A 24889-nucleotide genomic window follows, 5' to 3' on the forward strand; every position below is an offset into this window, starting at 1 on the left:
CCTCAATCCAAAATTCCCATGTTTACGTTTCCAATTCCCGCCTCATCAAACGCAGCATGCGGATTTCCCGCACTACGCTTTCCTAGTAGATTCTTACCAAAGTTTATAACATATTGTGCTGGTAAGGCTTTCGGAACGTAATATCTTATTCTATAGTCCGAATATAGACCAAGGGTCTCATATATACATTCGCTACTCCACCTTTTCCAACCAAATCCTTTTGCTTTTCTGGCTTGCATCATATTGCGTCTTGTTTTCTTCTCTACCCACTGTTTAACGTAGCTGAAGCTTCGACTTGAGTTTCCTATTCTAAAGTAGTTTACCCACCCTCTCAATATCGGATTGATGATCTGAATCACTCTCCGTATTGGTTGCGATTTATAGTTACTGAATACCTTCTTCAACTTTTGAAGTAGGCTTGTTCGTGTTTTCATCTGTGGTGTTATCTGTACTCTCCACTTTCCTTGTTTTGTAATTTTCTTTCGAAAGTCAAATCCTAGAAAGCCGAATGTTTCTCCTCTCTTTAGATTGGCAATTTTTGTCTTTTCTTCATTTACACTTACTTCTAGTTTTGCTAATTCTTCTTGTAACCTTTTGTACACTAATTTCTCGAGCCATTCCCATCTCTGGTGCCCATCTATCAGTATCACTAAATCGTCTGCCCATCTGGCGTATTCTATACGTTGATATTTTTCTTCCCTGGTCACCTCTTTTGCTCTCTCTAGCATTTTGTCTACCTCATTGAGGTATATATTGCTCAACAACGGTGAGATCGGCGACCCTTGCGCTATTCCTCGTTTTCCTCCTACCTTAAGGATTAGCTTGATCAAGTGCATGATTTCTTTATCATTTATTCTCTTGGCAATTTTCTCCATGAGAATATGATGTCGTACGTTATCAAAATAGGATTTCAGGTCTACATCAATACATTTTGTATTGCCTTTGATTGCTGCTTTCGCTACTCTGCTTACTGCTTCATGCGCTTTTCTCTTGGGTCTATATCCATATGATCCGTCCTGAAAGTCAGATTCATATATCGGTTCAATTATTAGCTTTAGTGCACTTTGCACTATTCTATCCCGGATGCAGGGTATGTTCAACGTTCTGAGTTTTCCCCCAACTTTTGGTATTTCCTTTCTCCGGTTCCTATTTGGGCTATAGGTTTTGGTTATTAGTTCATGTCTTATTTGCTGAAGATACTTTTCTAAGCCTTCTGCCTCTATCGATTTGAATGTTACCCCATCAATTCCTGGTGCCCCATTGCTTTTCTTTGTTAGCTTATATGCTTCTTCTAGTGTCTCCATCTTGCAGACGTGTACATAGATTCCCCAGAATCGCCATTCCGGTTCTGCTTTCGCTTTGATATATATCTTTCTTCTCAGGTCTTGTAATTTTATTGGCATTTTTGTCATTTTTACCTTTACCTTCCTTTTGTTAAAAGATCTCTACTAGTAGGGTGCCTTTGCTCCATGGGCGTTACCCCACTTCTTCGCTACTACACACCCATCCGCCACCCTTTCATCTTCGGTTCATTTCCTGTTTTCCAGTTATAGAACCTACCACTCCAAGGTTTTTCTCCTTGGGATGAGGAGGGTTTCTCCAGTTGCTTGATATGTCCTTATTACCATGCTGCCACTACCACCCCGCTAAAGTAGGTATGCTGTATCATTCGTGTTTCAGCCTCCTATATTGCTTTCGCCCTGGTTCAGTGGGCTCGGCCTTTAGTACTTAGATCTTTTCGGGGCCACCTATGTGTTCGTTTTCGCTGCGGCCTAGTAATTCGCCATTATCCTACGATAACGTTGTCGGTAGGCTTCAACATTTTGGTTTCCCTCCACATTGCTACCCTAGCTACAGGACTCCGACTTTTATCCTGGTGGGTCTGACTCCCACTGAACATCTTCACCTTCTCTGGACACACTAAACCAATGCTCATAACCTCCAGGCTTGATTGTCATTTTTACCTTTACTATTGTACCTTTTGGTATCAATCTACTTTGCGGTTTTACAGTGTTAAAATCAGTTAATAGGTTTTGTAACATATATCACTCTCCATGTTTAAATTTTAAAACTTGCTTTTAATCTTTGTAAGCAGCTTGCCTAAATGCGGTTCTTCAACCATACTCAGGCGTCCACTGCGGTCTTTAGCTGGGTATCCCCAAGGGTTTAAAGTGTGGCAAACAAAAGAGCGTTTCTCCGTTCCATCATCTCTCTTGATTCCAACCATACTGATTACTTCATCAACTATTCCAGGAATCTCACTAGCAGTTTTAGTCCCTTCGCATTGAGGTAGCCAAATTGGACGATTGAAATCATCGAGATATTGACCTAAAGTGCCAACTATGATGATGTCTTTGTCTCTGATGTGTTGAAATTGATTGAGCCAAGCCATCATTTCCTGAGCAAGTAATCCATATGCAGCTCTCATGTCCTGTTTTCCCGATCTCTCAGAAAAAGCCTCAGGTTGCATTTTTGCCCATAATAGACATAAACGTGAAGCAACGGTTATACTATCTACAAAGATGCATCGGTATTTAGAAAACTCAGGGAAAAGATCTTTGTACTTACCAGATACATGTTCATGGTGTCTTTGGCTATATGCTTGATCATACTTCAGCGCAGGATTAGGCCCCCCTATAAGACAAGCAATATCTCTAGCTTCATTCCAAGTGCGAAGACTAATTGAATCTCCTTGCCAATCTTGAACAGCAAGAAGCCCTGCTTCAAAATCAAGGCAAAGTGTTGGTTCATCTACGGTCTTTAGGAGACTTGTTTTACCAATACCATAAGGACCAAAGATGACCATTTTTACAGTTGATATTGTTTGCAATCTTTCATTATTATTCAAAATTTTAAGAACCATTATTTATCCATGCTACGATGTATATATATACAAGAAAGGCAAAAATTTTGTTCAATTTTTCTTTTTGCCTTCGTAGTAAATAGGAGAAAGTTTGGCACGTATCTTCTTGATAATATTGTTTAAAGTGGTTCTTGAAACGTTGTTCATTTTGGCAACTTCATGTAAGTTAAAAAATTTAAGTTGCTCACATATATTTTGCCATTCCTTTGGTAAAACCGAGATCATATAGTCTACATCAATGCGTTTTGTTATTTCACCCTCAAGTAGCTCTGTTACATCGATACTAATATAGTTATTGATATCGCGTTTTGCACATCGCTGTTTCTTTAGCAAGTTAATAGCTTTATTTTCAGTTAGTCTTGCTACAAAAGTGTTAAAGCTACTTTTATCTTCATCATACTGATCAAGACATGGCCAAATTTCACAGAAGAGTTCTTGCTCAAGGTCTTCGAGATTCTCATCAATAAAGCACTTAGCAAGTTTTAGTCTATAAGCTTGATATTTTACATTTTTAATAACTATATGGTAGTTTTGTAATTTCATAACTTTCCTTAAAAACAAATTGATGCTTTTAAGGATGGGAGTTATTAATGCCCTTATGTAGGACAGGAGCAAAAATAAATAATACTGATGCGATTTTTAATCTATTGATATTCTGTTATTTTTTTTTGAGAATAATACTTATACAATTTAAAATAATACAGTTCAGGTTTTTGGAACCTATTTTGAATGGATTTCAATATTTTTAAGAATGGGTAGCTCAGGCTTCCTAAAGTTATATTAAAAATATATAAGAATTTCATATTTTGAAATTCAATATCACCAATTTTTAAGAGGGAAAAATGTGCTCTCTATGATCTTAAGTTCCGTTCCTAATTACTGGCTTCCTAAATCAGGAATTAGGAATCAGGAATCTAGAATTAGCCTGTATGGAGGATTTTCACCATGCGTTCCTAAAACCGTTCCTAGGAACGGCATATCTGAAGTCCGCCAATATGGAGGATTCTAGCTTCCTAAAGCCCTTATATATAATATATATATATAATACATATATAAAAATATACACATATATAAAAACATATAAAATATAAGATTAGAATAATAAGAAAACCTCTAAAAGTAGAAAAATCATGTTTGGGATAAGTAAGGTTTTCAAATTCGAGAAAAATTTTTCAAAAATTGAAGATTTTTTGGACGAAAATTTTTCCAATCTTGTATATATATGTAACCAACAATTGAAAGGCTTAGCAAACAAACTGGCTGTAAAAGAGTTTTCATGTTAGTTGTTAAATTTCAAAGATTTTTTGGACATAATTTTTTCGAATCTTGTATATATATGTACACAACAACTGAAAGTAAATGCTCACCCTAGATCTTGGTAAACAAACTGGCTGGACTATTTTACATGATGGAATAGTACAAAGTGGAAGTAAGAGTTTTCATGTTAGCAGGTTTAGTGGTGGTGGAATGCAGTTTTTAAATTTTCGTAATTGGCTTAATGCACTTAAGTATAAATTTCCAGGTATTGAAGTTGTGTACTTTGAAGAAGTGAGAAGACACTTGGGAACTGATGCTGCACATATCTATGGAGGGTTTTTAGCACACCTTTCTGCTTGGTGTGAAGAACATCATGTGCCATACAAAGGTGTATCTGTGAAAACTATCAAACGCTTTATAACAGGCAAAGGCAATGCAAGTAAAGCTGATGTCATTGAGGCAGTACAGGAAAAGGGTTTTTGTCCAACAGATGATAATGAAGCAGATTCTTTAGCTTTAATGTTCTATGTTATGAATTTTAGTAAAGATTTTAGTGTATTAAAAATATCATAAAAAGTGGGTCCTTTCAGCCATACTGGCGGGTTTGGTGGTCCCAACCTCGGGCCTTCTTTAGCGTTAGACATATTTCAAATGTTAACTACTTACGAAATTATAGCTGAGCAGTGCTAAAATAAGGAGAAAAAAAAGGTGAGAATTACGCAAGCAGAATGGGCAAGGGAAAAAGGGTTTTCGAGGCAATATGTCTGTTCTTTAGTAAAAAAAGGAATAGTTGAGCTGGAAGATGGACTTATTGACCGAGAACAAGCAAATGAAGCGGTAGCAGCAATAAGAGATCCAAGTCAACCACTGAGAAGAAAAGAGCGCGGAGAAACACTTTCAACGATATTGCTAAAAACGCGAATAAAAAATGAAACCGAACGTGGTAAACTTTTGGAAGCTAAAGTGAAAGCTGAAATAGGCAAATTTGTGTCAATTGAAGAGGTAAAAACTGAAGCATTTAACGTAGCAAGAGTTGTCCGTAATAATTTGCTTAATATTCCAAATAGAGTTTCAGCACTGCTTGCATCACTGAGTGACACTGAAAAGATTCATATGGCGCTAACTGAAGAGATTACAAACTCATTACAAGAATTATCTAATACTAAATTTCAAATATAAAGAAGATTTTGAATATAAAATGGCTGATAACTTAAGTTTAGAGTTAATAAAGTGCCTCATTAATCAACCTGGATTAGATGTTAATGTTAGAGGGTTAAACGGAAAAACTCCACTGCATTGCGCTATAGAGTTTGATGAATTAAGAATGGTTGATTTGTTACTTACGAAGAAGAACATTAATCCTTTTGTAGAAGATAATGATGGCAAAACATCTCTTGATTACGCCAAAGAAGGGAAAAAAGCAGAAATATTGAAAGCGTTAATTAGTAACAAATACGGGTCAGAACAAGATAGTTTACTTCATTTAGCTGCAATGATAGGTGAAGTTAATGCAGTTAGATATTTGATAGGAAAAGGTATTGACGTTAATGTACGAAATGCTTTGCATCATACTCCATTACATCTAGCAGCAGGTATAGGACATGAGAATGTTGTTAAAATTTTAGTGGAAGAAGGAAGCGCTGAAATAGATGTCTTTGATGGACGAAATCAGACACCAATGCACTATGCAGTTAATAATAAAAAGTTAGAGATAGTAAAGTTACTGCTGAAACTTGGAGCAGATGTAAATAGTGCACGCATGGGACAAAACTCAATGAAATTGTCGCCTGTGCATATAGCTGTAAGTAATACTAATTACGATGAAAGAGACTTATGTCTTGATATTCTCAAATGCTTAATAAAGGAGCCTAATGCTCAAGTGAATCTACAAGACTACGAAAATAAAACACCACTACATTACGCTGAAAGACTTAAAACAATAGAAGTTTTACTAACGCGAGAAGATATAGACCCTCTGGTAAAAGACGATAGCGGCAAGACACCATTTGATTACGCTAAACCTGAGATAAAGAAGGCTTTGGTGAGTAATAAATACGGTTCTGAAAAGAATAGTCTACTCCATTTAGCTGCACAAATGGGAGAAATTGAGATTGTAGATGCAATTTTAAAAGAAGAAATCAATATTGATATTGTAAATAATAAAGGTCTATCACCGATTTACCTTGCTGCGGAAAAAGGGCATTTACATGTAGTAAAGTTATTGCTGAAAAAAGGAGCAAATTATACACCTGTTTTGCACTTAGCAATCAAGTCAAATAATTTAGAATTACTTAAAGTTTTATTTAATGAAAAAAATGGAGCGTTACTCTGCAGAGATACCGTTGTTAATTTTCCAACCCTTCATAATAAATATATAGCACAGAGAGAAATAGCAGATAAAAGGATGAAAAAACATAATAATATTGTCTGCATCTATGTTTCAATTAGTGCAATAGCAGTAGCGGCATATATAGGTTTAACAGCAACAACAATAAGCAGTGCAATCATTTTTGCAACAATAACAGGGGTATTTGCGCTTGTTATAGCAATAATCATAAGTCAGATGAACAAAAGATATATAGAAAACGAATTTCAGAAAAAGATGTTTATGGAACTGGAGGAATGTAGTTCTACTGTTAATGATGTTGAGATAGAGTCAATTGTGAGTAGATGCAGACAATGATATACGCCACATCTTTTTCTGAAGGTTTAAGACCAGATCCCCAGCTTAAAGTATCAGAGTGGGCAAATGAGTATCGAGTTTTAGCACCAACTGCAGCATCAGAGCCAGGAAAATGGAGAACGGAAAGAACTCCTTATTTAAAAGAAATCATGGATTCACTTTCTCCGTCCTCACCAGCAGAAAAAGTAGTATTTATGAAAGGAGCGCAGATTGGGGGAACAGAAGCTGGTAACAATTGGATTGGCTATATTATCGATCAAACACCAGGTCCAATGTTAGTAGTACAGCCAACAGTTGAAATGGGAAAACGTTGGTCAAAAGGAAGATTTGCTCCATTAATAGAGAGTACGCCATGTTTAAAAAGTAAAGTAAAAGACCCAAGGTCAAGAGATTCAGGCAATACTGTACAAAGTAAGGAATTTCCAGGTGGAATAGTAGTAATAACCGGAGCAAACAGCAGTGTAAGCCTCCGATCTATGCCAGTAAAATATCTCTTTCTTGATGAAATAGATGCCTATCCAGGAGATTCAGGAGGTGAAGGAGATCCGGTTTTACTCAGCATAGCTCGTACCAATACATTTGCACGGCGAAAGATTTTTTTAGTATCAACACCAACGACTCATGGAATAAGCAGAATTGAGAAGGAATTTGAAGCAACAGATAAGAGATACTTTTTTGTTCCATGTACGCATTGTAATTACTATCAAGTTTTAAAATGGTCACAAATAAAATGGGAAGATAAAAATCCAAATACAGCACACTATATATGTATAGAATGTGGTGAAAAGATAGAAAATCATCAAAAGACAGAGATGCTTGAACGTGGAGAATGGAGAGCTACTAATCCAATGAAAGGTGAGAAAAAAGGATTTCATCTTTCAAGTCTTTATAGTCCAGTTGGCTGGTATAGTTGGCAACAAGCAGTAGAAGATTTTCTCCATGCAAAAGAAAGTGAACAATTACTGAAGGTTTGGATAAATACTACGCTTGGAGAAACCTGGGTAGATAAAGGAGAAGTACCAGACTGGAAGCAATTATTCAACAGAAGAGAATTTTTTCCCGTAGGCACAGTACCTAAGAGAGAAGTGGTACTTACTGCAGGTGTTGATGTTCAAAAAGATCGGTTAGAAGTAGAAGTTGTAGCATGGGGAAAAAGCCGTGAAAGTTGGTCAATAGACTACCGAGTATTTGAAGGAGATACAGGAAGTGGAGAAGTATGGAAAAAGCTTTCAGAGCTGTTAAATCATCATTTTATCGGTGAAAATGGGCTTGAATATATGATAAGTATGATGGCAGTAGATGCTGGATATGCAACGCAAGAAGTATATAACTGGGTGAGGAGTCATCAGGGGTCTGGGAAAGTAATGGCAGTGAAAGGTGTAAATAAAGCTCTAGTACCACTTAGCAGTCCAAGCAGAGTAGATATAACAGTTGGTGGGCAAAAGCTGAAAAGAGGAATAAAGCTATGGCCAGTAGGAGTATCGATATTAAAGTCAGAACTTTTTCAATTACTTAATGTTTTAAAAGAAGAAGAGAAAGTGCCAGCAGGGTATTGTCATTTTCCCGAGTATGCACCTGAGTATTTTAAGCAGCTAACGGCAGAGCAATTAGTCAGCAAGGTAGTAAAAGGATACACCAAACAAGAGTGGCAAAAAGTAAGAGAAAGAAATGAAGTATTAGATTGCCGAATTTACGCAAGAGCAGCATCAATAGCACTGGGAGTAGACAGATGGCCAGAGAGTAAATGGAATAGTTTAAGTGAAAAACCAGAAAGTAAAAAATCAAAGAAAATAGTGAAAAGTAAGTGGATCAGCAAGTAGTAAATGTATAACGAAGAGTATTTAGTTCAAATTGAAGAAGCGATAAAGAAGCTGCAAAACGGAGAGCGAGTGGTATCAATTGCATATGGTGACCATGTGGTGAGATATGCAGAAGTAGATATAAATGATTTACTAAGCTTAAGACAACGTATTAAGGCTGAACTAAAGATTGTTGGAATGAAGCCGAAGAGGAAAATTATTTTTGCTACTAACAAGGGAGTTTTGTAATGTTACTAAAATCATTCAAACAACTATTTAGCAAGCCAAAAATCAAAAGCTCAGCCTGGGATGCATCTGGCTCAGGAAGAAGGGTAATGTATTGGCAAGGAGAAACGGGAAGCATAAATAATTTACTCTCTCAAAGCCTTGAGCACTTGCGTAGCCGCTCTCGTGATATGGTAAGAAAAAATCCATATGCAGCAAATATCATTGATACAATAGTAAGTAACTCGATTGGAACAGGAATAAAACCGCAATCAAAAGCAAGAGATGGAGAATTTCGAAAGAAAGTGCAAGAGTTATGGCTAAAATGGACAGATGAAGCAGATAGCTGTGGAATAAGTGATTTTTATGGATTACAAGCTCTAGTATGCAGAAGTATGATAGAGGGAGGAGAATGTTTTGTACGTTTAAGAACGAGAAAGCTGGAAGATAGATTTTCTGTGCCATTACAACTGCAAGTACTTGAGTCTGAACATTTAGATAATAAAACAAATCAAACTTTAGGAAATGGTAATATAATAAGAAACGGGATTGAGTTCAATAGACTTGGGCAGAGAGAAGCATATTACCTATTTAAAGAACACCCTGGTGAAGGCTCGTTTGGTGAATCAGTGAGAGTACCAGCAAACGATGTTTTACATATCTATAGACCACTAAGACCTGGGCAAATTAGGGGAGAGCCATGGCTTTCTAATATACTGCTAAAGCTCTATGAGCTTGATCAATACGATGATGCAGAGCTAGTGAGAAAAAAGACAGCGGCGATGTTTGCAGGATTTATTACGAGACTCGATCCAGAAGCAAATATTTTAGGAGAAGGTGAAAGTAATGAGCAAGGAGTAGCACTATCTGGTTTAGAGCCTGGAACAATGCAGCTTTTAGACCCAGGAGAAGATATAAAATTTTCAGAACCATCGGATGTTGGAGGAAGTTATGAAGCATTCATGAGACAGCAGCTGAGAGCAATAGCAATAGGTACAGGAATAACATATGAGCAACTAACTGGGGATCTAAGTGGCGTTAATTATTCATCAATCAGAGCAGGATTAATAGAGTTTCGCAGAAGGTGTGCAATGTTACAGCATAACGTGATAGTGTTCCAGTTTTGTAGACCTATTTGGAATAGATGGCTAGAATTAGCAGTGCTTTGTGGAGAACTGAGTATAGATGAAAAAGTAGTAAAAGCAGCAAAAGAAGAAGTAAAATGGATACCACAGGGATTTGATTGGGTGGATCCACTGAAAGATCAGCAAGCACAACAAATGGCAGTAAGAAATGGCTTCAAAAGTCGAGCAGAGGTAGTATCAGAAATGGGTTACGATGTTGAAGAAATTGACCAAGAAATAGCAGAAGATCAAAGACGTGCAAGCGAACTGGGCTTAAGTTTTGATTCTGAGGTTACTGCAAATCAAGAGGTGATATGAAACAACAATGGCTAAACAGATGTGTAATGGTAGAGCCAAGGAGTTTTGAGTTACTGTCACTACAAACAGGAAAGCAGCCTATCTTTAAAAATATAAAACATGCAGTAAGAAATAGTGAAAGAGGAATAATACCGATACATGGCATTTTAACTAAAAAACCTGGTGCATTTGATGAAATGCTCGGAATGACATCATATGAGCAAATAGAAGAACAAATTACACAAGCATTAGCAGATAGTAGCATAGAGACAATTATACTGGAAATAGATAGCCCCGGAGGAGAGGTAAACGGTATATTTGACCTAGCTGACTTTATTTATGAATCAAGAGCAAAAAAGAGGATAATAGCGATAGCAAATGATGATGCATATTCTGCTGCGTACGCTATAGCCTCTAGCGCTGAAAAGGTATTTGTGAGCAGAACCTCAGGAGTAGGAAGCATAGGGGTAATTGCAAGTCATATAGATCAAAGTGGATTTAATGAAAAATGTGGAATAAAATATACCACAGTATTTGCAGGAAGTAGAAAAAATGATTTAAATCCACATAAACCGATAACATCAGAAAGTGTGGAAAGCTTACAAAAGGAAGTAGATCGTCTATATGAAATATTTTTGCAGCTTATAGCAAGGAACAGAGGTCTTTCAATTGAAAAGATTAGATCAACAGAAGCAGGGCTTTACTTTGGTGAAAATGCAGTAGAAATAGGCCTTGCAGACGGAATGACAATTCTTTCATCTATTAATAAAAACAGGAGTATTACTATGAATGAACAAACTACAAATGACCTAGAAACTGATAATTTAACCAAGTATCGTACTGAAGTTCTTGAATTAATACGTTTATGTAATTTATCGAAGATGCCAGAAAAGATAGGAGAATTTATTGAGCAAAGTGTAAGTGTTGAGCAAGCTAGGGAAGTTTTAATGGAATTACTTGCAGAGAGAACGAAAAAGACAGAGATACTGAGTGCAATACCGCAGAATTCAGGAGAAGAGTTGATGATGGAGGTAGCAAGGACTAGAGCGCAATCAAGTATTTAAGTTTTTTTATAACCGCCGCGTACAACAATTACAAACATGGCGGTAAAACTAAAGGGGAAAATAAATGAGGAAATTTTATGAGTTGTATAAGCGAACAAAATAATCTGGGTGACTTATTAAAGTATGAAGCATCAAGTCTATATTCAAGAGATCAGATAACAGTAGCAAAAGGGCAGAACCTAAAGCTTGGTACAGTAGTGGCTCTCGATAAAGATAGCATGGTTAAGATAATAAATCCAACTGCCACAGATGGTACACAAACAGCGATAGGTGCAGTAGTAAGTGATGTAAATGCGACAGAAAATGCTAAAGCAGTAATTATTACTCGTGTTGCAATGCTAGCTGATCATGCGGTTGTGTGGCCAGCAAATATCACTGAAGAGCAGAAAGCTGCAGCAATAAAGCAACTTGAAGCACGAGGGATCATTGTCCGCAAGGGAGTGTAACTTAAATTAATAAGGGGGAAAAAGAATGCAAAATCCATTTACGAATACAGCATTTAGCATGACGGCACTAACAAATGCGATGAATATATTGCCGATAAATTATGGACGTGTTGAAAATTTAAATTTGTTTCCAAGTAGGTCAGTAAGATTTAGACATATTACCATAGAAGAGCAAAATGGAGTATTAAGTTTACTACCAACGCAAGTACCCGGAGCACCAGCAACAGTAGGAAAAAGAGGAAAAAGAAAGGTAAGAACATTTACGATTCCACATATTCCGCATGATGATGTAGTGTTACCAGAAGAAGTACAGGGAATAAGAGCATTTGGATCAGAAAGTGAACTTAAAGCGCTGGCAGATGTAATAACTGACCATTTGCAGCTAATGAGAAATAAACATGCAATAACGTTGGAGCATTTGCGTATGGGAGCGCTGAAAGGAATAATTCTGGACGCAGATGGCAGTGAATTGTTAAATCTGTACAACGAATTTGAAATAACACCAAAAGTAGTAAATTTTGCACTGGGAGCAGCGATAACTGATGTAAAACGTAAGTGTCTGGAAGTATTGAGGCACATAGAAGATAATCTAAGTGGTGAATATATGACAGGAATTCATGCTTTAGTAAGCCCTGAGTTTTTTGATGCACTTACTTCTCATGCTAAAGTGAAAGAAGCATATGAGAGATGGCAAGAAGGAGCAGCGCTAAGAAATGATATGAGGTCAGGATTTACGTTCTGTGGAATAACGTTTGAGGAATATAGAGGACAAGCAACTGATCCTGAAGGAACCGTGAGAAGATTTATAGAAAGGGATACGGGGCACTGTTTTCCAGTAGGAACAGCAAGCACATTTACAACATATTTTGCACCAGCAGATTTTAATGAAACAGTGAATACTCTTGGACAGCCACTCTATGCAAAACAAGAGCCAAGAAGATTTGATAGAGGGACTGATTTGCATACGCAGTCAAACCCTCTGCCAATGTGCCACCGTCCAGCAATACTAGTCAAGATCGTTGCAACATAGGTAGAGCAAATATAAAGCGGTGTGAGGCAGAAGAATGCTTTACCTCTTCTTAGCATATAAATGTTAGTATATAGCGGAGAAATGTGCAAGAGAATATTAAGAGATTATTTAAAGATTGTTTTGCTCATTTAGGAAAAGTAGCTTTGTATGAATCAAAGGATAAGTCATATATGGTACAAGTACTAAAGCAACAGCCAGATAAATTATACGAGATTGGTGAAGGACAATTTGTGGGAGAGATGCTTTTTCTTGAGGTAAGCGTTTTTGATGTACTCAGGCCAATGGTGGGAGATATTTTTGTTATTGATGGTTGTAAATATAAAGTATATTCTCCGCCACTGCGAGGTAATTCAGGAATAGTTTGGAATATAAACTGTACAGTACTTGGAGAGAAAGATGTTTAAAATTGAAGTTAATGAAAACATTGAGAGAATTACTCACGACATTGATGCTAACAAAGCTAAAGTAGAGTTGGCAGCGGTAAGAGCGCTAAACAAAACGGCACTATGGTTAAAATCTCAGGCTGTCCGAGAAATCAGTGAAGAAAAGCAAATTAGGCTGAAAGTAATTAGAAAAAGACTAAGAATCATCAAGTCAAGAAAAAGCACTTTGAAAGTTTTAATTAGAGCATATCTGTATGATATAAATATAAAACAAGCAAAAATAAGAACAGCATTTAATGATGAATTTATGGCAACAATGCCAAGAGGCTATCGTGGTATTTTTAAACGTGTAGGAAGAACAGCACTACCGATACAGGAGGTTAAACTACCACTTGAACCTGAGGCTTCAAGGATAATATTGTTAATTATGAAGTTGAAAGGATATTTGAAAAATATTTTACACATGAGTTATTTTATGACGGCATTTTGGACTAATTTACATGAGGCAATTTGTAATACGCTAAAGGCAGAGATACCAGCAATTCAAACTTGTGAGGTTTATCCAGCAATCAGGAAAGAATTGATAGCACCAGCAGTATTTATAGAACTTAGTGGCTTTGAAAAAGGACATGATCCAGGAACAGAAGAATTAGCGCTGAGAGCAAAATTTGAAGCACGAATTGTGATTGATAGCACAATAGAAAATGCACCTATTATTGTCAGAGCATTGGCGGCAGAAGTAGCAAGAGTGGTAAATAAAAACACTTGGAAAGTGGAGAAAATTTCACCAGGAGAATTTATCTCAGGAGGAGGAGATGATTTTAGGCCAGAGCTCGATGCATATTTAGTGTGGATGGTAGAGTGGGTGCATGAAGTACATCTTGGTGATTCAGTATGGGCAGAGAGTAGTATTCCGCCGAGTACTATTTACATTGGGTTTACGCCTGATATTGGAGTTGCTAATAAGCATAAATATGTAAAGGTTGGCAAAAATGATGAATAGTTTTGAAGATGCGAACTTACTAATAAAACTTAATAACTTGATTAGAGTTGGCACAGTCGAAGAAGTAGGCTGTGGAACGGCTAAGGTACGTGTAAAAATGATAGGTAATATATTAACAGACTGGTTGCCATGGGTAACAGCAAGAGCTGGAGAAGACAGAAGTTGGTCTGCACCAAGTATTGGAGAACAGGTGATAGTACTTTCGCCATCTGGTGAAATTGCCAAAGGGATTGTCTTACCTGCAATTTATTATAAAAAATATCCTATTCCAGAAGGAAGTAAGGAAGAAGTAAGCGGTTTTGTTTTTAAAGATGGAACAGTTATTTACTATGACCGAAATGGTCATAAGTTTACAATTTCTGTCAAAGAAGAAGGAGCTCTTGTTTTTGCAGTGAAAGAAACGCAAATGGAAGTAACTAGTAAGGAAGTTATTTTAAAAACGGGAAAATCAAGTTCAAATATAACTGATGAAAAGATTGTCTTACAGGTTGGGAACTCAAGTCTAGAGATTACTGAGAGTGGCATTAAGTTAAATGCGAAAAAAATAGATTTAAACTAGCCGGAGAAAAATGTTAGAGCTAATAATGATAAGGGTATTATGATTGGTGATATTGAGTATACCTCTCAAACATCAGAATTAAGTGGATATGAATCAGGATGTGAAGATGAGTCAAGAAGAGAGGAGGAAACAAGAGGTTCATTGTTAGGGCAAAAACGACTTTCAGAATCAGACAAAGATTTAAGTTTGGCAAAACAGGGAAAAGTTGTTCGTTTTGGTGATATGTGTAACCAACATGGAGATTATTTACAAAGCCCTGGCATAGGAGGAAGCAGTAATGTGTTTGTAAATGGTAGGCCTGTGCATCGTCAAGGAGATGAATGGTCACAACATGCATCAACAGACCCTTATAAACCACCACATACTAGTCAATCCCTTCTTGAGGGGTCAGATTCAGTGTTTGTAAATGGCAAAGCCATTGCTCGTACTGGTGACCTAATTTCCTGTGGAGCAGTGGCAGAACAAGGAAGCAATGATGTCTTTGCAGGGTAAGTGATATGCGTGGTATGAATTCTGAAACTGGTAAAACAATAAGTGGTATAGAGCATTTAAAACAATCAATAGTTGATATTTTAACTACGCCAATTGGCACTCGTGTTATGCGCCGAGATTACGGATCAAGGTTATTTGAGCTGATAGATCATCCAATTGTACCTGGTTTTGCACAAGAACTTTATGCAGCAGTTGCAGAAGCATTAGAAAAGTGGGAGCGTCGATTTAAGCTTAAACGTGTACAAATAACAGAAATAAAAGAAGGTAAAGTAACTCTCATTTTAGAGGGAATCTATCTGCCAAATGGAAAGCTGATCCGCCTTGATGGTATTATAGTATAAGGTAGTAGGATGAAAACACCAAATATTGTCGAAACATTAAAATTTGAGGAAATCTTTTCGCGAATGAAAGAAGGGTTAGTGCGTCGGAATGCAAGTTTTTCTGCACTAACTGAGAGTGATCCAGCAATAAAGATACTGGAAGTAGCAGCCTGGCGTGAACTTTTGCTTAGGCAAAGGATTAATGATGCAGCACAGGCAAATTTACTTGCTTTTGCAAGAGGTAATGACCTTGATCACTTGGCTGAATTTTATGGTGTGCTGAGAAAGGAGTCAGAGAATGATGAATCCTTAAGGAAGCGGGTAAAAGCCAAAATTGTTGGTTGGTCAACAGCAGGGAGTAAAGAGCATTATCGCTATCATGCATTATCTGCTGACACGAGAGTAAAAGATGCGCAAGTGGTATCACCTATACCAGGAAGTGTACAGATTTCAATACTTTCCACAGAAAATGATGGAGTACCTTCAGAAGAATTGCTAGAGATCGTCAGAAATCACGTTATTCGTGATGATATTCGTGTATTAACAGATACGCTTACAGTTATTGGCTGTGGTATTATTCCCATTACTATTCATGCTAAAGTGCATATTTACCCTACTGCATCAAAAGATGTTATCGAAGCTGTAAAGGAACAATTTATCAAAGATCTTGAATCTGCTAAAGGTTTAGGGTGGAATGTTACCAGATCATGGATTATTGCCCACCTCTTTATAGAAGGTATGCAGAATATAGAGCTTACAGAGCCGATAGAAGACATCGTCGTGCAAGATAATGAATGCGTTACTTTAAATAATTTAAGTGTTAGGTAAAAATTGGTGATACTTCCTCCAAATGCTTCAAAGCAAGAGCAAATACTTACAGACATAATTAATTATTCTCTTGATGCAAATTCTCTACGGGGATTTAAATTTAACCCACAGACTGAAATGTTGCCGTGGCTAGTAGCGGAATACGGCTTGGGAGAAATTTTATCCTGGGGTAAGAAAGCTACTAAGAGTGCATTAAAAGAATGGGTCTTAGCTAAACAAAACGGAATAAGATTTCAACGTTTGCGCGGTACACCACAGTCACTGAAGATGGCGCTGAAATGGGCAAACATTGATAATATTACCATTCAAGAAGAACCACCAGGAGAGCATTTTGCTGAATTTCAAATTGGCATCTCTGATGTTCCTAATGACTTTTTTGTCGATAGTGTAATTGCTCTGGCAAAACTTTCTGCACCGGCAAGATCTCGATTAATGCGAATATTCAATGACTATTACAATGCTCAGCGGTTTATGTTAGATGAAAGTATTTTTGGAGATCTTCTTTCAGACTACTCAGGTGTAAAAATAGCAAAAGAAGGACCAGTATTATCGTTTGGAAGAAAAAACTCATTTGAGCTGAAAATAGGAAATCCAAGATTTAAATTTGGCACTTTTAGATCACATTATGATAGAAGTTACAGTAATGATTTATATAGGTTAGATGTTGCAACATTAGGAGAGACAGAGCCTCACACGAAGAATTACAACGGTACATATGAAAGAAATCATGAGTGGTACAACTTAGAAGCACTATATCCTCTACCACAGAGTTTATTGCCAGAAATTAAGTTTGCTAAAGCATTGATAGTATTGTCAGATAGTTGGAATTTAGGGGATATCAATGCTTGTTTTGCATCAACTACTTATGAAGAAATAGAGCATACATTTCACTTAAGTGAAGATAAACTTTCTGAGCAGATTTGGAATTTTCAACGTACACCAATTTTAGAGCGATTTAGTATAACTTATTACTATGAAGCGAAGAATTTTACTGATCAAAAAATAATAGAGTCTAATTTAGTGGAATATCACGTTGATTGTAAAAATGATTCAGATTCAAAACAGAAAGATCCCATTCATGAGCTAGAAAATTACGTAGCAGCATTCTATCCAGGTATGGTTACTTGGCATGAACATCGCCACTTAAATCGCCCTTGGAAAGATTTTGATCCTATTATTGCAAAAAAATTGGACGTTTTTTCTACGGATCTTGTATATACATAATATCAACTGCACAATCAACTATGTCAGTACTCACACAATCAGGCAGAGCAGCTATTGCTGCGAGCATAAAAGAGCAACCGATACATCTTGCTTGGGGATCTGGAGATTCTACCTGGGAAAGCAGCTACAAAGTTGAAAAAACTTTTGCAGCAGGCGGCAAGATAAGTTTAGATCACCACACTATTAAAGATGTAAAAGTTTATACAGGGCAAACAATTTATCAGTCAAGCATAGATTATATAGTTGATAGTAGCTCAGGCACTATTGAGCGTGTAGAAAATGGTGCAATTATAGCAGATAGCGTAATCACTATAGAGTACACTCAAGACACACCACCGGAACTAATTACTTCTGCAACATTAATTAAGGAAGTTGGACGTCGTGTTGTTGATGAGATACTCTTTTGTACTGGTGATGATGATGGAGAGCTTCTAACTCCCACAGGTAGGTTTAAACCCTCTAATGTACCAACTAATAATCTCTATCTTAAATTTACTTTCGATTTCACGGACGCAGCAAATCAAGTAATAAGGGAGCTCGGGGTTATGGTTGGTACAAAGGTAAAGGAAAAAGTGTCATCTGGGCAGAGATATTTTGAGCCAAAAGACGTGGAAAATCCCGGAATTTTGTTAGTTTTAGAACACACCGTGCCACTTATCAGAACATCTGCAACTCGGGAAACTTTTTCATTTGTTGTAACTTTTTGAAATAAAATGACCTTAAATAGTTATTATAACCGCTTTAATCCTGACAAAGAATACGAAAAAAGTTTGTTTCTTGCTGGAAGAGGTCTACAGTCAGCAGAATTAAACGAGACTCAGGAGTATGCTCTCTCTAAGCTTAAAGGTATAGGCGATGCAATATTTCGTGATGGTGATGTTATAACAGGAAGCAATTGTATTATAGATAGAGAAACTGGTAAAGTTACACTTGAAGGAGGAAAAATCTATCTTCGTGGAGCAGTTAGAAAAGTAGAAGCAAAAGAGTTTGTTATTCCACTGAGTACCACAGTGCGTATAGGTGTTTATTATCTAGAATCTACGATTACAGAACTTGAGGACGAAAATCTTCGTGATCCTGCAGTTGGTACAAGAAACTATCAGGAAGTAGGAGCTGCAAGGCTTAAAGTTTCCATCATTTGGGGATACCAAGTAGAAAGTGTTACTGTTAACTCTACAAATGGCGAATTTTACCCAATTTACAACATTGAAAATGGAGTATTAATAGAACACTCACCGCCACCACAAGCAAATATAGTAACTACAGCTCTTGCTCGTTATGACAAAGAGGCAAATGGTTCCTACGTTGTAAATGGCCTTGAAGTGATGTTCCTCCACAAAGAAGAAAAGGGAGAAGAAGGGGTAAAAAAAGGTAAAAAAGAAATATTTGTGATTAATGAGGGCAAAGCTCATGTTGATGGCTATGAGATTGAGTTACCTCACAGTATTCGCATTTCTTTTGATGAAGATCCAGATATAAAATCAGTTGAATCAGAGCCACATACTTTTCAGCCAAATAGCCAAAGAGTAATGGAACTGAAGGTTAATGATTTTCCAATAAGTGAAATTAAAAAAGTAGATATAACTGTTCAGAAAACTATTACTGTTACTCACGGTTCATATTCTGGAGCTATTGATCCGATACCTGACTCTGCAGTACTTGAGATTATTCAAGTTAAACAAGGCAATGTTATTTATGAAAATAGTATAGATTACAAATTAAACGCAGGAAACGTTGATTGGTCATTACCAGGTAAAGAACCAGCTCCTGGAAGTAGTTATCAAATAACTTACCGCTGTCGTACTCATGTAAGCCCTGAAGATATAAGTGAACAGGGATGCAAAGTAAAAGGAGCAGTTGATAACAGCTTGGTTCTGATTGATTACACCTGGAAAATGCCACGCTATGATTTAATTACTATCGATAGCAAAGGAGTGGTAAGAAGAATAAAAGGTATAGCTCACCCTTGGAGACCATCAATGCCTAAAGCTCCCTCTGGACAGCTTTTACTCTGCTACATTCATCAGACGTGGAAAAACGGAGAAAAAGAAGGGGTGAAAATAGTGAATAATGCTATTCATGCTGTGCCAATGAATGAACTTGAAGCAATGAAAAAAGGAATAAATGATCTTTATGCGCTGGTTGCACAGGAGCGTTTACGCAATGATGCAAATTCAAGAGAACCTACTACCAAAAAAGGAGTATTTGTTGACCCATTCTTTGATGATGATATGCGTGATCAAGGAATTTCGCAGTCTGCAGCGATAGTAAACAAGGAACTAATTTTACCAATAGATGTAACTATTGCTGATATTGATGGAGGAGAAAAAACTTATTTGTTGCCGTATGAACTTGAACCGGTACTGGAGCAGCTTTTACAGACTAAAGGAGAAAAGATTAATCCATATCAAGCCTTTGATCCAGTCCCGGCTCAAATTACTCTAAATAAAAATATAGATCACTGGACAGAGGTGACCACGAATTGGAAAAGCCCAGTAACAAGAGTATTTAATGTTAAAGAAACGACAGAGCTGCTGTCAAGTACTTCATACGAAACTGAATTTATGAGAGAAGCAACTCAAAATTTTGAGATTGAAGGTTTTGCAACTGGTGAAAAGCTTAAGGAATTAAAGTTTGATGGAATTTTTATTCAACCTCAAGCATAGAAAATATTTGAAAGAAAAACATGATCGCAACATTTATTGCTGATAACAGAGGAAAAATAAAAGGAAGATTTACTGTACCAAGAAACATTCCTGCTGGGACTAAGTTAGTGCAGTTCTTCGGGGATAAAGGAAGCTATGGAGAGGCAACTTATACTGGTAAAAAAACAATTACCATAGAAGGAAGAAGAGTTATCGCAGCAAGAAGAGTTGATCCTTTAGCCCAAACATTTACTCTAAATGAAAGCAGACACATAGGAGGTCTAGACTTATGGTTTATAAATAGCGGCAAAAAACGTGTTGTTGTGCAGATTAGAGAAACAGCAGTGGGAATGCCCTCGCAGACTGTCATTGCTGAAAGCTATATTGAGCCAAAAGATATAAAGATAGATGGCACAGCAACACGTATAGAGTGGTCACCAGTGTTTTGCCATGCAGGACAAGAGTATGCAATAGTGCTACTCACTGATGATGCAGATACTGCAGTAAAAATAGCAGAACTTGGCAAATATGATGCAGTAAATAGCCGTTGGGTAACAAGTCAGCCATATCAAGTAGGAGTATTACTTTCATCTAGCAATGCAAGCACCTGGACACCGCATCAGAATTTAGATTTAACGTTTCGGCTTTTAGCTGCAAAATTTAGCGAAAATTCTCATGTTATTGATCTTGGCAAAGTTACAGCAACCAATACTTCAGATTTAATTGTTTTGACGAACGTCGAAAAAGTAGCATTTGATACCAATGTGGAATTTATCTTAACAGATGAAGAGGGAAAAGAGAACTTTTTGTCTGATAATTTGCCACTTGCACTGCGTGAAAGACTATCTGGAGAGCTAACAGTAAAGGCAAGCCTAAAAGGAGGGCGAGAAAAAAGTCCAGTGCTATATCCTGGGTTACAGCTAGTTATGGGTAATATAGGGGAAAAAGGAGATTATGTTACAAGAAGTATTACAGCAGGAGCTAATACTAAAATCACCATAACGTACGATGCGCTGATACCTGGCACTGCAGATGTTAAAGCTTATGTACAAAAAAGCAACAGTGATTGGCAATTAGTAAATTTAACATCAGGAAAACCAATTGGAGAAAATTGGGTAGAGAGAACTCATGTGCTGACAAATTTTAATGCTAATGAGACAAGGATAAAATTAGTTTTAAGTGGAACGGTTATTTATCGTCCTAAAGTCAAAAATCTCAGAGTAATAGTAACATAAAATTTAAATGACTTTTGATCAAACCAAACGAGGATATCCTTTGCCGCATCCAGAGAACATAGCTGTAGAAGATGTAGTACGTATTCGCAGAGCCATAGAAAAGATAGATGAAGATATGAGTGAAAGAGAAGATGAACTTAAAAATAATTTTGAACGATTTAGATTTGAAACTTTTTTGAATTTTTGGGAATGAAAGAAGCAATAGAAGCATTACAGCAAAGGATAAAGGATTTAGCAGCAAATAGCACGGCTGATCAACTGGCATATCTTGCAAAATCGCTGGAATTGATAGCAGATAAAAAAGCTATTGCTGACATTGTACAAATAACTGAAGTAAAAGAGATAATTGATGCACTACAGAGAAGGCTTAAAGATTTAGCAGGAAGTAGTACACCAGATCAACTAGCATATCTTGCTAAAGCACTGGAATCAATAATCGACAAAAGTGCGGTTTCTGAAATTGTACAGATGACAGATGGTAAGTTAAAAGAACTCTTGAGCGCTGCAAGGACGCACTTAAGTGACATAAATAGCAATAAGGAAAATTCAATATCTGCAATAACTGAAGCGAAAACAGATTCTGTCAATGAAATTAACAAGCTTAGGGATAATTCCTTAAATACTTTAAAAGCATCATCAGATTCGCATATATCGCTACTTGATACGAGAAAGAATGCCAATATTGCAGCAATAAATAGCATTAGTAACAGTCATAAAGATGGTCTTAAAGGTTTAGTAGAAGATTTTCGTGCTGTTAATAATGTACCATCTGGCTCATCAATTATTAGGGAAATAGAAACTCGTGATAACCAATTAAAAACATCCCTGATAAATGAGGTAAAAACTCGGGATGAACAGTTAAAAGTGTCTCTTATAAATGAAATAAGAAAGCGCAACATGGTTGAACCAGGGTCATTACCTTTCTTATTTGGTGTACTTGGCAGAAAAAATAATTATTTTGGCCACGGAACTTTTACGACAGAGCTTGGAAAGTGGAGTAGTGATATAACAAAAACTGACTATATGTTACAACTACTAGCAGGTAGCCATACGTACAATACAGATTACGTTAGTTTTTATCGGCCAAGACAACTAAGTTTTATAGAGGGAAGCAAGGGAACATTTATTTACGGAGAGTTATGCACAAAAAGCTTTTCGGGTAGTTATGATGAGATATACTATTACCCATATGCTGCACTTGGAGTAGTATTTGTAAAAAATACAACCAATGTGAACATAAATAAAACAATAGAATTTGTTGGATCATCATATTCTAGTACGGAGTATGGGGGAGCAGGATTATTTGTGGGAACTCCTGATAATACTAATTCTAATAAATCAAGTATTTCAAGAATAATATGGAAAAATGTTTACCAATACACGAGTTCTGATAGCAAATTAGCTGGATCTGGTAATGTAGAGATTCCAGCAGGAAAAACAGTTGCAATATTACTTTACACATCATCTTACCTATGTTCCAGAACACAAGTCAGTCAAGGTATGCTTGCATCAAATTATGTACACAACTATGGTCAATTTATTCAGTGGGGGATTTATAACATACGTAGCAACTTTTTGACTGTAGGACTTGAGGTGGACGTAGAGAGAACGCTAAAAGCTTGGCAATGTCCAGGATTATCTAACACGTATGAGATTTGGAGGTAACAAACAATGTCTATCTACATTAGATTTGAAAATGATAAACAAGTAGAAACAACAACACTTGAAAGCAAGCCAACTGAAAATGATTGGTATGAAGCACCAGAAGATTTTGATTGGCAAAAAAGCTATTGTTTAACAGAAGGAGGCAAAATTGCTCAGCGGAATCAAGAAGATATTGAATTGGAGTTACTACAAAATGCGAAGTTTTCTGCACTTTCTAATCTTCATGCTTATTATGATAACTATACTCACCAATACGCAGGATATTCTCATCAGAAGTCTAAGTCGTACGAAATACAAGCAAAAGCCGCAGAGAACATTTTAGCAGCACCAGAATCTATAGACAAAAAAGATGCAGAAATTATAGAGCCATTAGCAAAAGTCCGAGGAATTTCAGTAGTAGAAATGGCAAGAATAATTCAGGAAAAAGCAAAAAGAGCGAAAAAAGCAATAATCAAGTGCGAAGAATTGGTGGATATAGCTGAAAGGGAAATCGGTGAAGCTAAAAGTAAGGAAGAGCTGCAAACTTTGCTAGATGATTGTAAACAAAAAATGCAAGAAAGTTGAAAAGGGGAAAAAGAAATGACAGAACAGTTTCTACATGGAGTAAATGTTATCGAGGTTACCTCAGGAGCGAGGACAGTACGAACAGCTAAATCATCGGTAATTGGAGTAATTGGTACTGCACCTGATGCTGACGGGCAAAAGTTTCCACTAAATAAACCAATATTAATAGCAGGAAGCTTAAAAGAAGCAGCAAAACTTGGTCAATCTGGGACTTTGCCTTCAGCTATTAATGCAATTTTTTCCCAAATTGGTGCAACAGTAGTAGTTATTCGAGTTGAGGAGAAAGTAGAAGAGACGCTCAGCAATGTCATTGGTGGAGTTAACGAAGAAACTGGAGAATATCAGGGAATTCAAGCGTTCTTAAGCAGTGAAAGCATAGTTCATGTTGCGCCAAGAATACTAATTGCACCTCAGTTTACTCATCAATTATCTGGAGATGCTGGAAATCCAGTGGTTAGCGCTTTAATTCCTATAGCAGAAAAGCTAAGAGCAATAATAGTAGCAGATGGACCAAATACCAATGATGAAGAAGCAATAAAATGGAGAAAAAGTGTAGGCAGCTCAAGAGTTTATGTTGTTGATCCGTGGGTTAAGGTTTTTATTGAAGGAAAAGAAGAAATTCTCCCTCCAAGTTCATTTGTAGCTGGTTTAATAGCTAAGATAGATAGCGAGCAAGGCTTCTGGCACTCACCTTCAAATAAAGAGATAAATGGTATTGTTGGAACAAGCAGGCCTATTGATTTTACGCTCGGTAATATAAATTGTAGAGCAAACCACTTGAATGAAAATGAAGTAACAACGATAATTCATCAAAATGGCTATAGGCTTTGGGGAAATAGAACATGTTCAAATGACTCAAAATGGGCTTTTTTGTCAGTGAGAAGGACTGCAGATTTAATCAACGATAGTCTACTTCGAGCTCATTTATGGGCAGTTGATCGCAATATTACCAAAACTTATATAGATGATGTGATTGAGGGGGTAAATTCTTATCTTGCAAATTTAAAAGCGCAAGGGGCGATTATTAGCGGAAAATGTTATGCAACTCCAGAGCTCAATACACCAACAAATATTGCAAGCGGAAAAGTGTCTTTTGATTTTGAGTTCACGCCACCATATCCAGCTGAACAGATTACTTTCAGGTCACACCTTGTGAGTGGCGCAATATTGTAAAAGGAGAAAG

Annotated in this window: 27 protein-coding genes and 1 pseudogene; 24 read left to right on the forward strand and 4 right to left on the reverse strand. The window is 36.8% G+C overall.

All coding sequences use genetic code 11. The features are described from left to right. Positions 1-2: 2 nt before the first annotated feature. The 4 genes from ltrA to ONG78_RS07695 form a co-directional block, all read right to left on the reverse strand. Positions 3-1412: a group II intron reverse transcriptase/maturase gene (gene ltrA, locus ONG78_RS07680; RefSeq protein WP_264377711.1), complete on the reverse strand. Its 1410-nt coding sequence runs from the start codon at positions 1410-1412 to the stop codon at positions 3-5. 456 nt (positions 1413-1868) lie between these two features. Then, complete coding sequence (locus ONG78_RS07685) at positions 1869-2042, reverse strand: hypothetical protein (RefSeq protein WP_264378082.1); 174 nt, start codon at positions 2040-2042, stop codon at positions 1869-1871. Between the two features lie 23 nt (positions 2043-2065). Next, positions 2066-2863, reverse strand: coding sequence for an ATP-binding protein (locus ONG78_RS07690; protein WP_077188248.1), 798 nt, complete (start codon positions 2861-2863; stop codon positions 2066-2068). Positions 2864-2914: 51 nt separating this feature from the next. Further along, complete coding sequence (locus ONG78_RS07695) at positions 2915-3406, reverse strand: sigma-70 family RNA polymerase sigma factor (protein ID WP_264378043.1); 492 nt, start codon at positions 3404-3406, stop codon at positions 2915-2917. An 816-nt stretch (positions 3407-4222) separates the two neighbouring features. Between ONG78_RS07695 and ONG78_RS07700 the strand changes: the two genes are divergently transcribed. From ONG78_RS07700 to ONG78_RS07815, 24 genes and pseudogenes are all read left to right on the forward strand, one after another. Then, positions 4223-4693, forward strand: a complete 471-nt coding sequence (locus ONG78_RS07700; RefSeq protein WP_264376793.1) for a RuvC family protein — start codon at positions 4223-4225, stop codon at positions 4691-4693. 135 nt (positions 4694-4828) lie between these two features. Continuing rightward, the gene (locus tag ONG78_RS07705; protein WP_226079475.1) at positions 4829-5299 is read left to right on the forward strand and encodes a hypothetical protein; all 471 of its coding nucleotides are present in this window, start codon (positions 4829-4831) and stop codon (positions 5297-5299) included. Between the two features lie 19 nt (positions 5300-5318). Next, on the forward strand, positions 5319-6803 hold the full coding sequence (locus ONG78_RS07710) for an ankyrin repeat domain-containing protein (RefSeq protein ID WP_264378044.1): 1485 nt from the start codon (positions 5319-5321) through the stop codon (positions 6801-6803). Beyond that, entirely contained in the window at positions 6800-8623 is a 1824-nt protein-coding gene (locus ONG78_RS07715; protein ID WP_264378080.1) for a phage terminase large subunit family protein, read from the forward strand. Before ONG78_RS07710 ends, ONG78_RS07715 begins: the two co-directional genes overlap by 4 nt. A gap of 3 nt (positions 8624-8626) precedes the next feature. After that, positions 8627-8851, forward strand: coding sequence for a gpW family head-tail joining protein (locus ONG78_RS07720; RefSeq protein WP_187297528.1), 225 nt, complete (start codon positions 8627-8629; stop codon positions 8849-8851). Next, positions 8851-10269: a phage portal protein gene (locus tag ONG78_RS07725; protein ID WP_264378045.1), complete on the forward strand. Its 1419-nt coding sequence runs from the start codon at positions 8851-8853 to the stop codon at positions 10267-10269. The genes ONG78_RS07720 and ONG78_RS07725 overlap by 1 nt, the downstream gene beginning before the upstream one ends. Next, positions 10266-11312 (forward strand): S49 family peptidase, encoded by a 1047-nt coding sequence (locus tag ONG78_RS07730; protein WP_264378046.1) that lies wholly within the window; start codon positions 10266-10268, stop codon positions 11310-11312. The genes ONG78_RS07725 and ONG78_RS07730 overlap by 4 nt, the downstream gene beginning before the upstream one ends. A 77-nt stretch (positions 11313-11389) precedes the next feature. Next, on the forward strand, positions 11390-11758 hold the full coding sequence (locus tag ONG78_RS07735; RefSeq protein ID WP_264378047.1) for a head decoration protein: 369 nt from the start codon (positions 11390-11392) through the stop codon (positions 11756-11758). 25 nt (positions 11759-11783) lie between these two features. After that, entirely contained in the window at positions 11784-12788 is a 1005-nt protein-coding gene (locus ONG78_RS07740; RefSeq protein ID WP_164224824.1) for a major capsid protein, read from the forward strand. 83 nt (positions 12789-12871) lie between these two features. Then, a complete protein-coding gene (locus tag ONG78_RS07745) occupies positions 12872-13192 on the forward strand; it encodes a head-tail joining protein (protein ID WP_174516711.1) in 321 nt (106 codons plus the stop codon). Then, positions 13185-13666, forward strand: a pseudogene (locus ONG78_RS07750) (phage tail protein). Before ONG78_RS07745 ends, ONG78_RS07750 begins: the two are co-directional and overlap by 8 nt. Then, positions 13647-14174, forward strand: a complete 528-nt coding sequence (locus ONG78_RS07755; RefSeq protein ID WP_264378048.1) for a hypothetical protein — start codon at positions 13647-13649, stop codon at positions 14172-14174. The pseudogene ONG78_RS07750 and the gene ONG78_RS07755 overlap by 20 nt, the downstream one beginning before the upstream one ends. Next, the gene (locus tag ONG78_RS07760) at positions 14164-14733 is read left to right on the forward strand and encodes a phage baseplate assembly protein V (protein WP_205517798.1); all 570 of its coding nucleotides are present in this window, start codon (positions 14164-14166) and stop codon (positions 14731-14733) included. The genes ONG78_RS07755 and ONG78_RS07760 overlap by 11 nt, the downstream gene beginning before the upstream one ends. 39 nt (positions 14734-14772) lie before the next feature. Continuing rightward, complete coding sequence (locus tag ONG78_RS07975) at positions 14773-15225, forward strand: PAAR domain-containing protein (protein WP_318010167.1); 453 nt, start codon at positions 14773-14775, stop codon at positions 15223-15225. 5 nt (positions 15226-15230) lie between these two features. Continuing rightward, positions 15231-15566, forward strand: coding sequence for a GPW/gp25 family protein (locus ONG78_RS07770; protein WP_191110937.1), 336 nt, complete (start codon positions 15231-15233; stop codon positions 15564-15566). A gap of 9 nt (positions 15567-15575) precedes the next feature. Continuing rightward, the gene (locus tag ONG78_RS07775; RefSeq protein WP_264378049.1) at positions 15576-16373 is read left to right on the forward strand and encodes a baseplate assembly protein; all 798 of its coding nucleotides are present in this window, start codon (positions 15576-15578) and stop codon (positions 16371-16373) included. Between the two features lie 6 nt (positions 16374-16379). Beyond that, complete coding sequence (locus ONG78_RS07780; RefSeq protein ID WP_264337888.1) at positions 16380-17597, forward strand: phage tail protein; 1218 nt, start codon at positions 16380-16382, stop codon at positions 17595-17597. Positions 17598-17617: 20 nt separating this feature from the next. Beyond that, positions 17618-18304 carry a hypothetical protein gene (locus tag ONG78_RS07785; protein WP_264378050.1) on the forward strand — a complete coding sequence of 229 codons (687 nt, stop codon included), beginning with the start codon at positions 17618-17620 and terminating at the stop codon, positions 18302-18304. A gap of 6 nt (positions 18305-18310) precedes the next feature. Further along, positions 18311-20263, forward strand: coding sequence for a DUF4815 domain-containing protein (locus ONG78_RS07790; RefSeq protein WP_264378051.1), 1953 nt, complete (start codon positions 18311-18313; stop codon positions 20261-20263). A 20-nt stretch (positions 20264-20283) separates the two neighbouring features. Next, positions 20284-21477 carry a hypothetical protein gene (locus ONG78_RS07795; protein ID WP_264378052.1) on the forward strand — a complete coding sequence of 398 codons (1194 nt, stop codon included), beginning with the start codon at positions 20284-20286 and terminating at the stop codon, positions 21475-21477. 7 nt (positions 21478-21484) lie between these two features. Beyond that, positions 21485-21670 carry a hypothetical protein gene (locus tag ONG78_RS07800; RefSeq protein WP_174517025.1) on the forward strand — a complete coding sequence of 62 codons (186 nt, stop codon included), beginning with the start codon at positions 21485-21487 and terminating at the stop codon, positions 21668-21670. Further along, on the forward strand, positions 21667-23142 hold the full coding sequence (locus tag ONG78_RS07805; RefSeq protein ID WP_264378053.1) for a coiled-coil domain-containing protein: 1476 nt from the start codon (positions 21667-21669) through the stop codon (positions 23140-23142). Before ONG78_RS07800 ends, ONG78_RS07805 begins: the two co-directional genes overlap by 4 nt. Positions 23143-23148: 6 nt before the next feature. Then, positions 23149-23706: a hypothetical protein gene (locus ONG78_RS07810; RefSeq protein WP_264330657.1), complete on the forward strand. Its 558-nt coding sequence runs from the start codon at positions 23149-23151 to the stop codon at positions 23704-23706. A 15-nt stretch (positions 23707-23721) separates the two neighbouring features. Beyond that, positions 23722-24879 carry a phage tail sheath subtilisin-like domain-containing protein gene (locus tag ONG78_RS07815; protein ID WP_208571641.1) on the forward strand — a complete coding sequence of 386 codons (1158 nt, stop codon included), beginning with the start codon at positions 23722-23724 and terminating at the stop codon, positions 24877-24879. Positions 24880-24889: the final 10 nt, after the last annotated feature.

It is taken from the genome of Wolbachia endosymbiont (group B) of Philonthus cognatus, from assembly GCF_947179345.1.
Classification (GTDB): domain Bacteria; phylum Pseudomonadota; class Alphaproteobacteria; order Rickettsiales; family Anaplasmataceae; genus Wolbachia.

Bases quoted from the DNA above. Each gene is read 5' to 3' on its own strand.
- ONG78_RS07730 (WP_264378046.1), top strand. From the start codon at position 10,266: ATGAAACAACAATGGCTAAACAGATGTGTAATGGTAGAGCCAAGGAGT.
- ONG78_RS07710 (WP_264378044.1), top strand. From the start codon at position 5,319: ATGGCTGATAACTTAAGTTTAGAGTTAATAAAGTGCCTCATTAATCAA.
- ONG78_RS07715 (WP_264378080.1), top strand. From the start codon at position 6,800: ATGATATACGCCACATCTTTTTCTGAAGGTTTAAGACCAGATCCCCAG.
- ONG78_RS07795 (WP_264378052.1), top strand. From the start codon at position 20,284: ATGATCGCAACATTTATTGCTGATAACAGAGGAAAAATAAAAGGAAGA.
- ONG78_RS07760 (WP_205517798.1), top strand. From the start codon at position 14,164: ATGATGAATAGTTTTGAAGATGCGAACTTACTAATAAAACTTAATAAC.
- ONG78_RS07735 (WP_264378047.1), top strand. From the start codon at position 11,390: ATGAGTTGTATAAGCGAACAAAATAATCTGGGTGACTTATTAAAGTAT.
- ONG78_RS07815 (WP_208571641.1), top strand. From the start codon at position 23,722: ATGACAGAACAGTTTCTACATGGAGTAAATGTTATCGAGGTTACCTCA.
- ONG78_RS07800 (WP_174517025.1), top strand. From the start codon at position 21,485: ATGACTTTTGATCAAACCAAACGAGGATATCCTTTGCCGCATCCAGAG.
- ONG78_RS07690 (WP_077188248.1), bottom strand. From the start codon at position 2,863: ATGGTTCTTAAAATTTTGAATAATAATGAAAGATTGCAAACAATATCA.
- ONG78_RS07770 (WP_191110937.1), top strand. From the start codon at position 15,231: ATGCGTGGTATGAATTCTGAAACTGGTAAAACAATAAGTGGTATAGAG.
- ONG78_RS07685 (WP_264378082.1), bottom strand. From the start codon at position 2,042: ATGTTACAAAACCTATTAACTGATTTTAACACTGTAAAACCGCAAAGT.
- ONG78_RS07725 (WP_264378045.1), top strand. From the start codon at position 8,851: ATGTTACTAAAATCATTCAAACAACTATTTAGCAAGCCAAAAATCAAA.
- ONG78_RS07700 (WP_264376793.1), top strand. From the start codon at position 4,223: ATGCTCACCCTAGATCTTGGTAAACAAACTGGCTGGACTATTTTACAT.
- ONG78_RS07810 (WP_264330657.1), top strand. From the start codon at position 23,149: ATGTCTATCTACATTAGATTTGAAAATGATAAACAAGTAGAAACAACA.
- ltrA (WP_264377711.1), bottom strand. From the start codon at position 1,412: ATGACAAAAATGCCAATAAAATTACAAGACCTGAGAAGAAAGATATAT.
- ONG78_RS07805 (WP_264378053.1), top strand. From the start codon at position 21,667: ATGAAAGAAGCAATAGAAGCATTACAGCAAAGGATAAAGGATTTAGCA.
- ONG78_RS07790 (WP_264378051.1), top strand. From the start codon at position 18,311: ATGACCTTAAATAGTTATTATAACCGCTTTAATCCTGACAAAGAATAC.
- ONG78_RS07695 (WP_264378043.1), bottom strand. From the start codon at position 3,406: ATGAAATTACAAAACTACCATATAGTTATTAAAAATGTAAAATATCAA.
- ONG78_RS07740 (WP_164224824.1), top strand. From the start codon at position 11,784: ATGCAAAATCCATTTACGAATACAGCATTTAGCATGACGGCACTAACA.
- ONG78_RS07975 (WP_318010167.1), top strand. From the start codon at position 14,773: ATGATTGGTGATATTGAGTATACCTCTCAAACATCAGAATTAAGTGGA.
- ONG78_RS07785 (WP_264378050.1), top strand. From the start codon at position 17,618: ATGTCAGTACTCACACAATCAGGCAGAGCAGCTATTGCTGCGAGCATA.
- ONG78_RS07775 (WP_264378049.1), top strand. From the start codon at position 15,576: ATGAAAACACCAAATATTGTCGAAACATTAAAATTTGAGGAAATCTTT.
- ONG78_RS07755 (WP_264378048.1), top strand. From the start codon at position 13,647: ATGACGGCATTTTGGACTAATTTACATGAGGCAATTTGTAATACGCTA.
- ONG78_RS07720 (WP_187297528.1), top strand. From the start codon at position 8,627: ATGTATAACGAAGAGTATTTAGTTCAAATTGAAGAAGCGATAAAGAAG.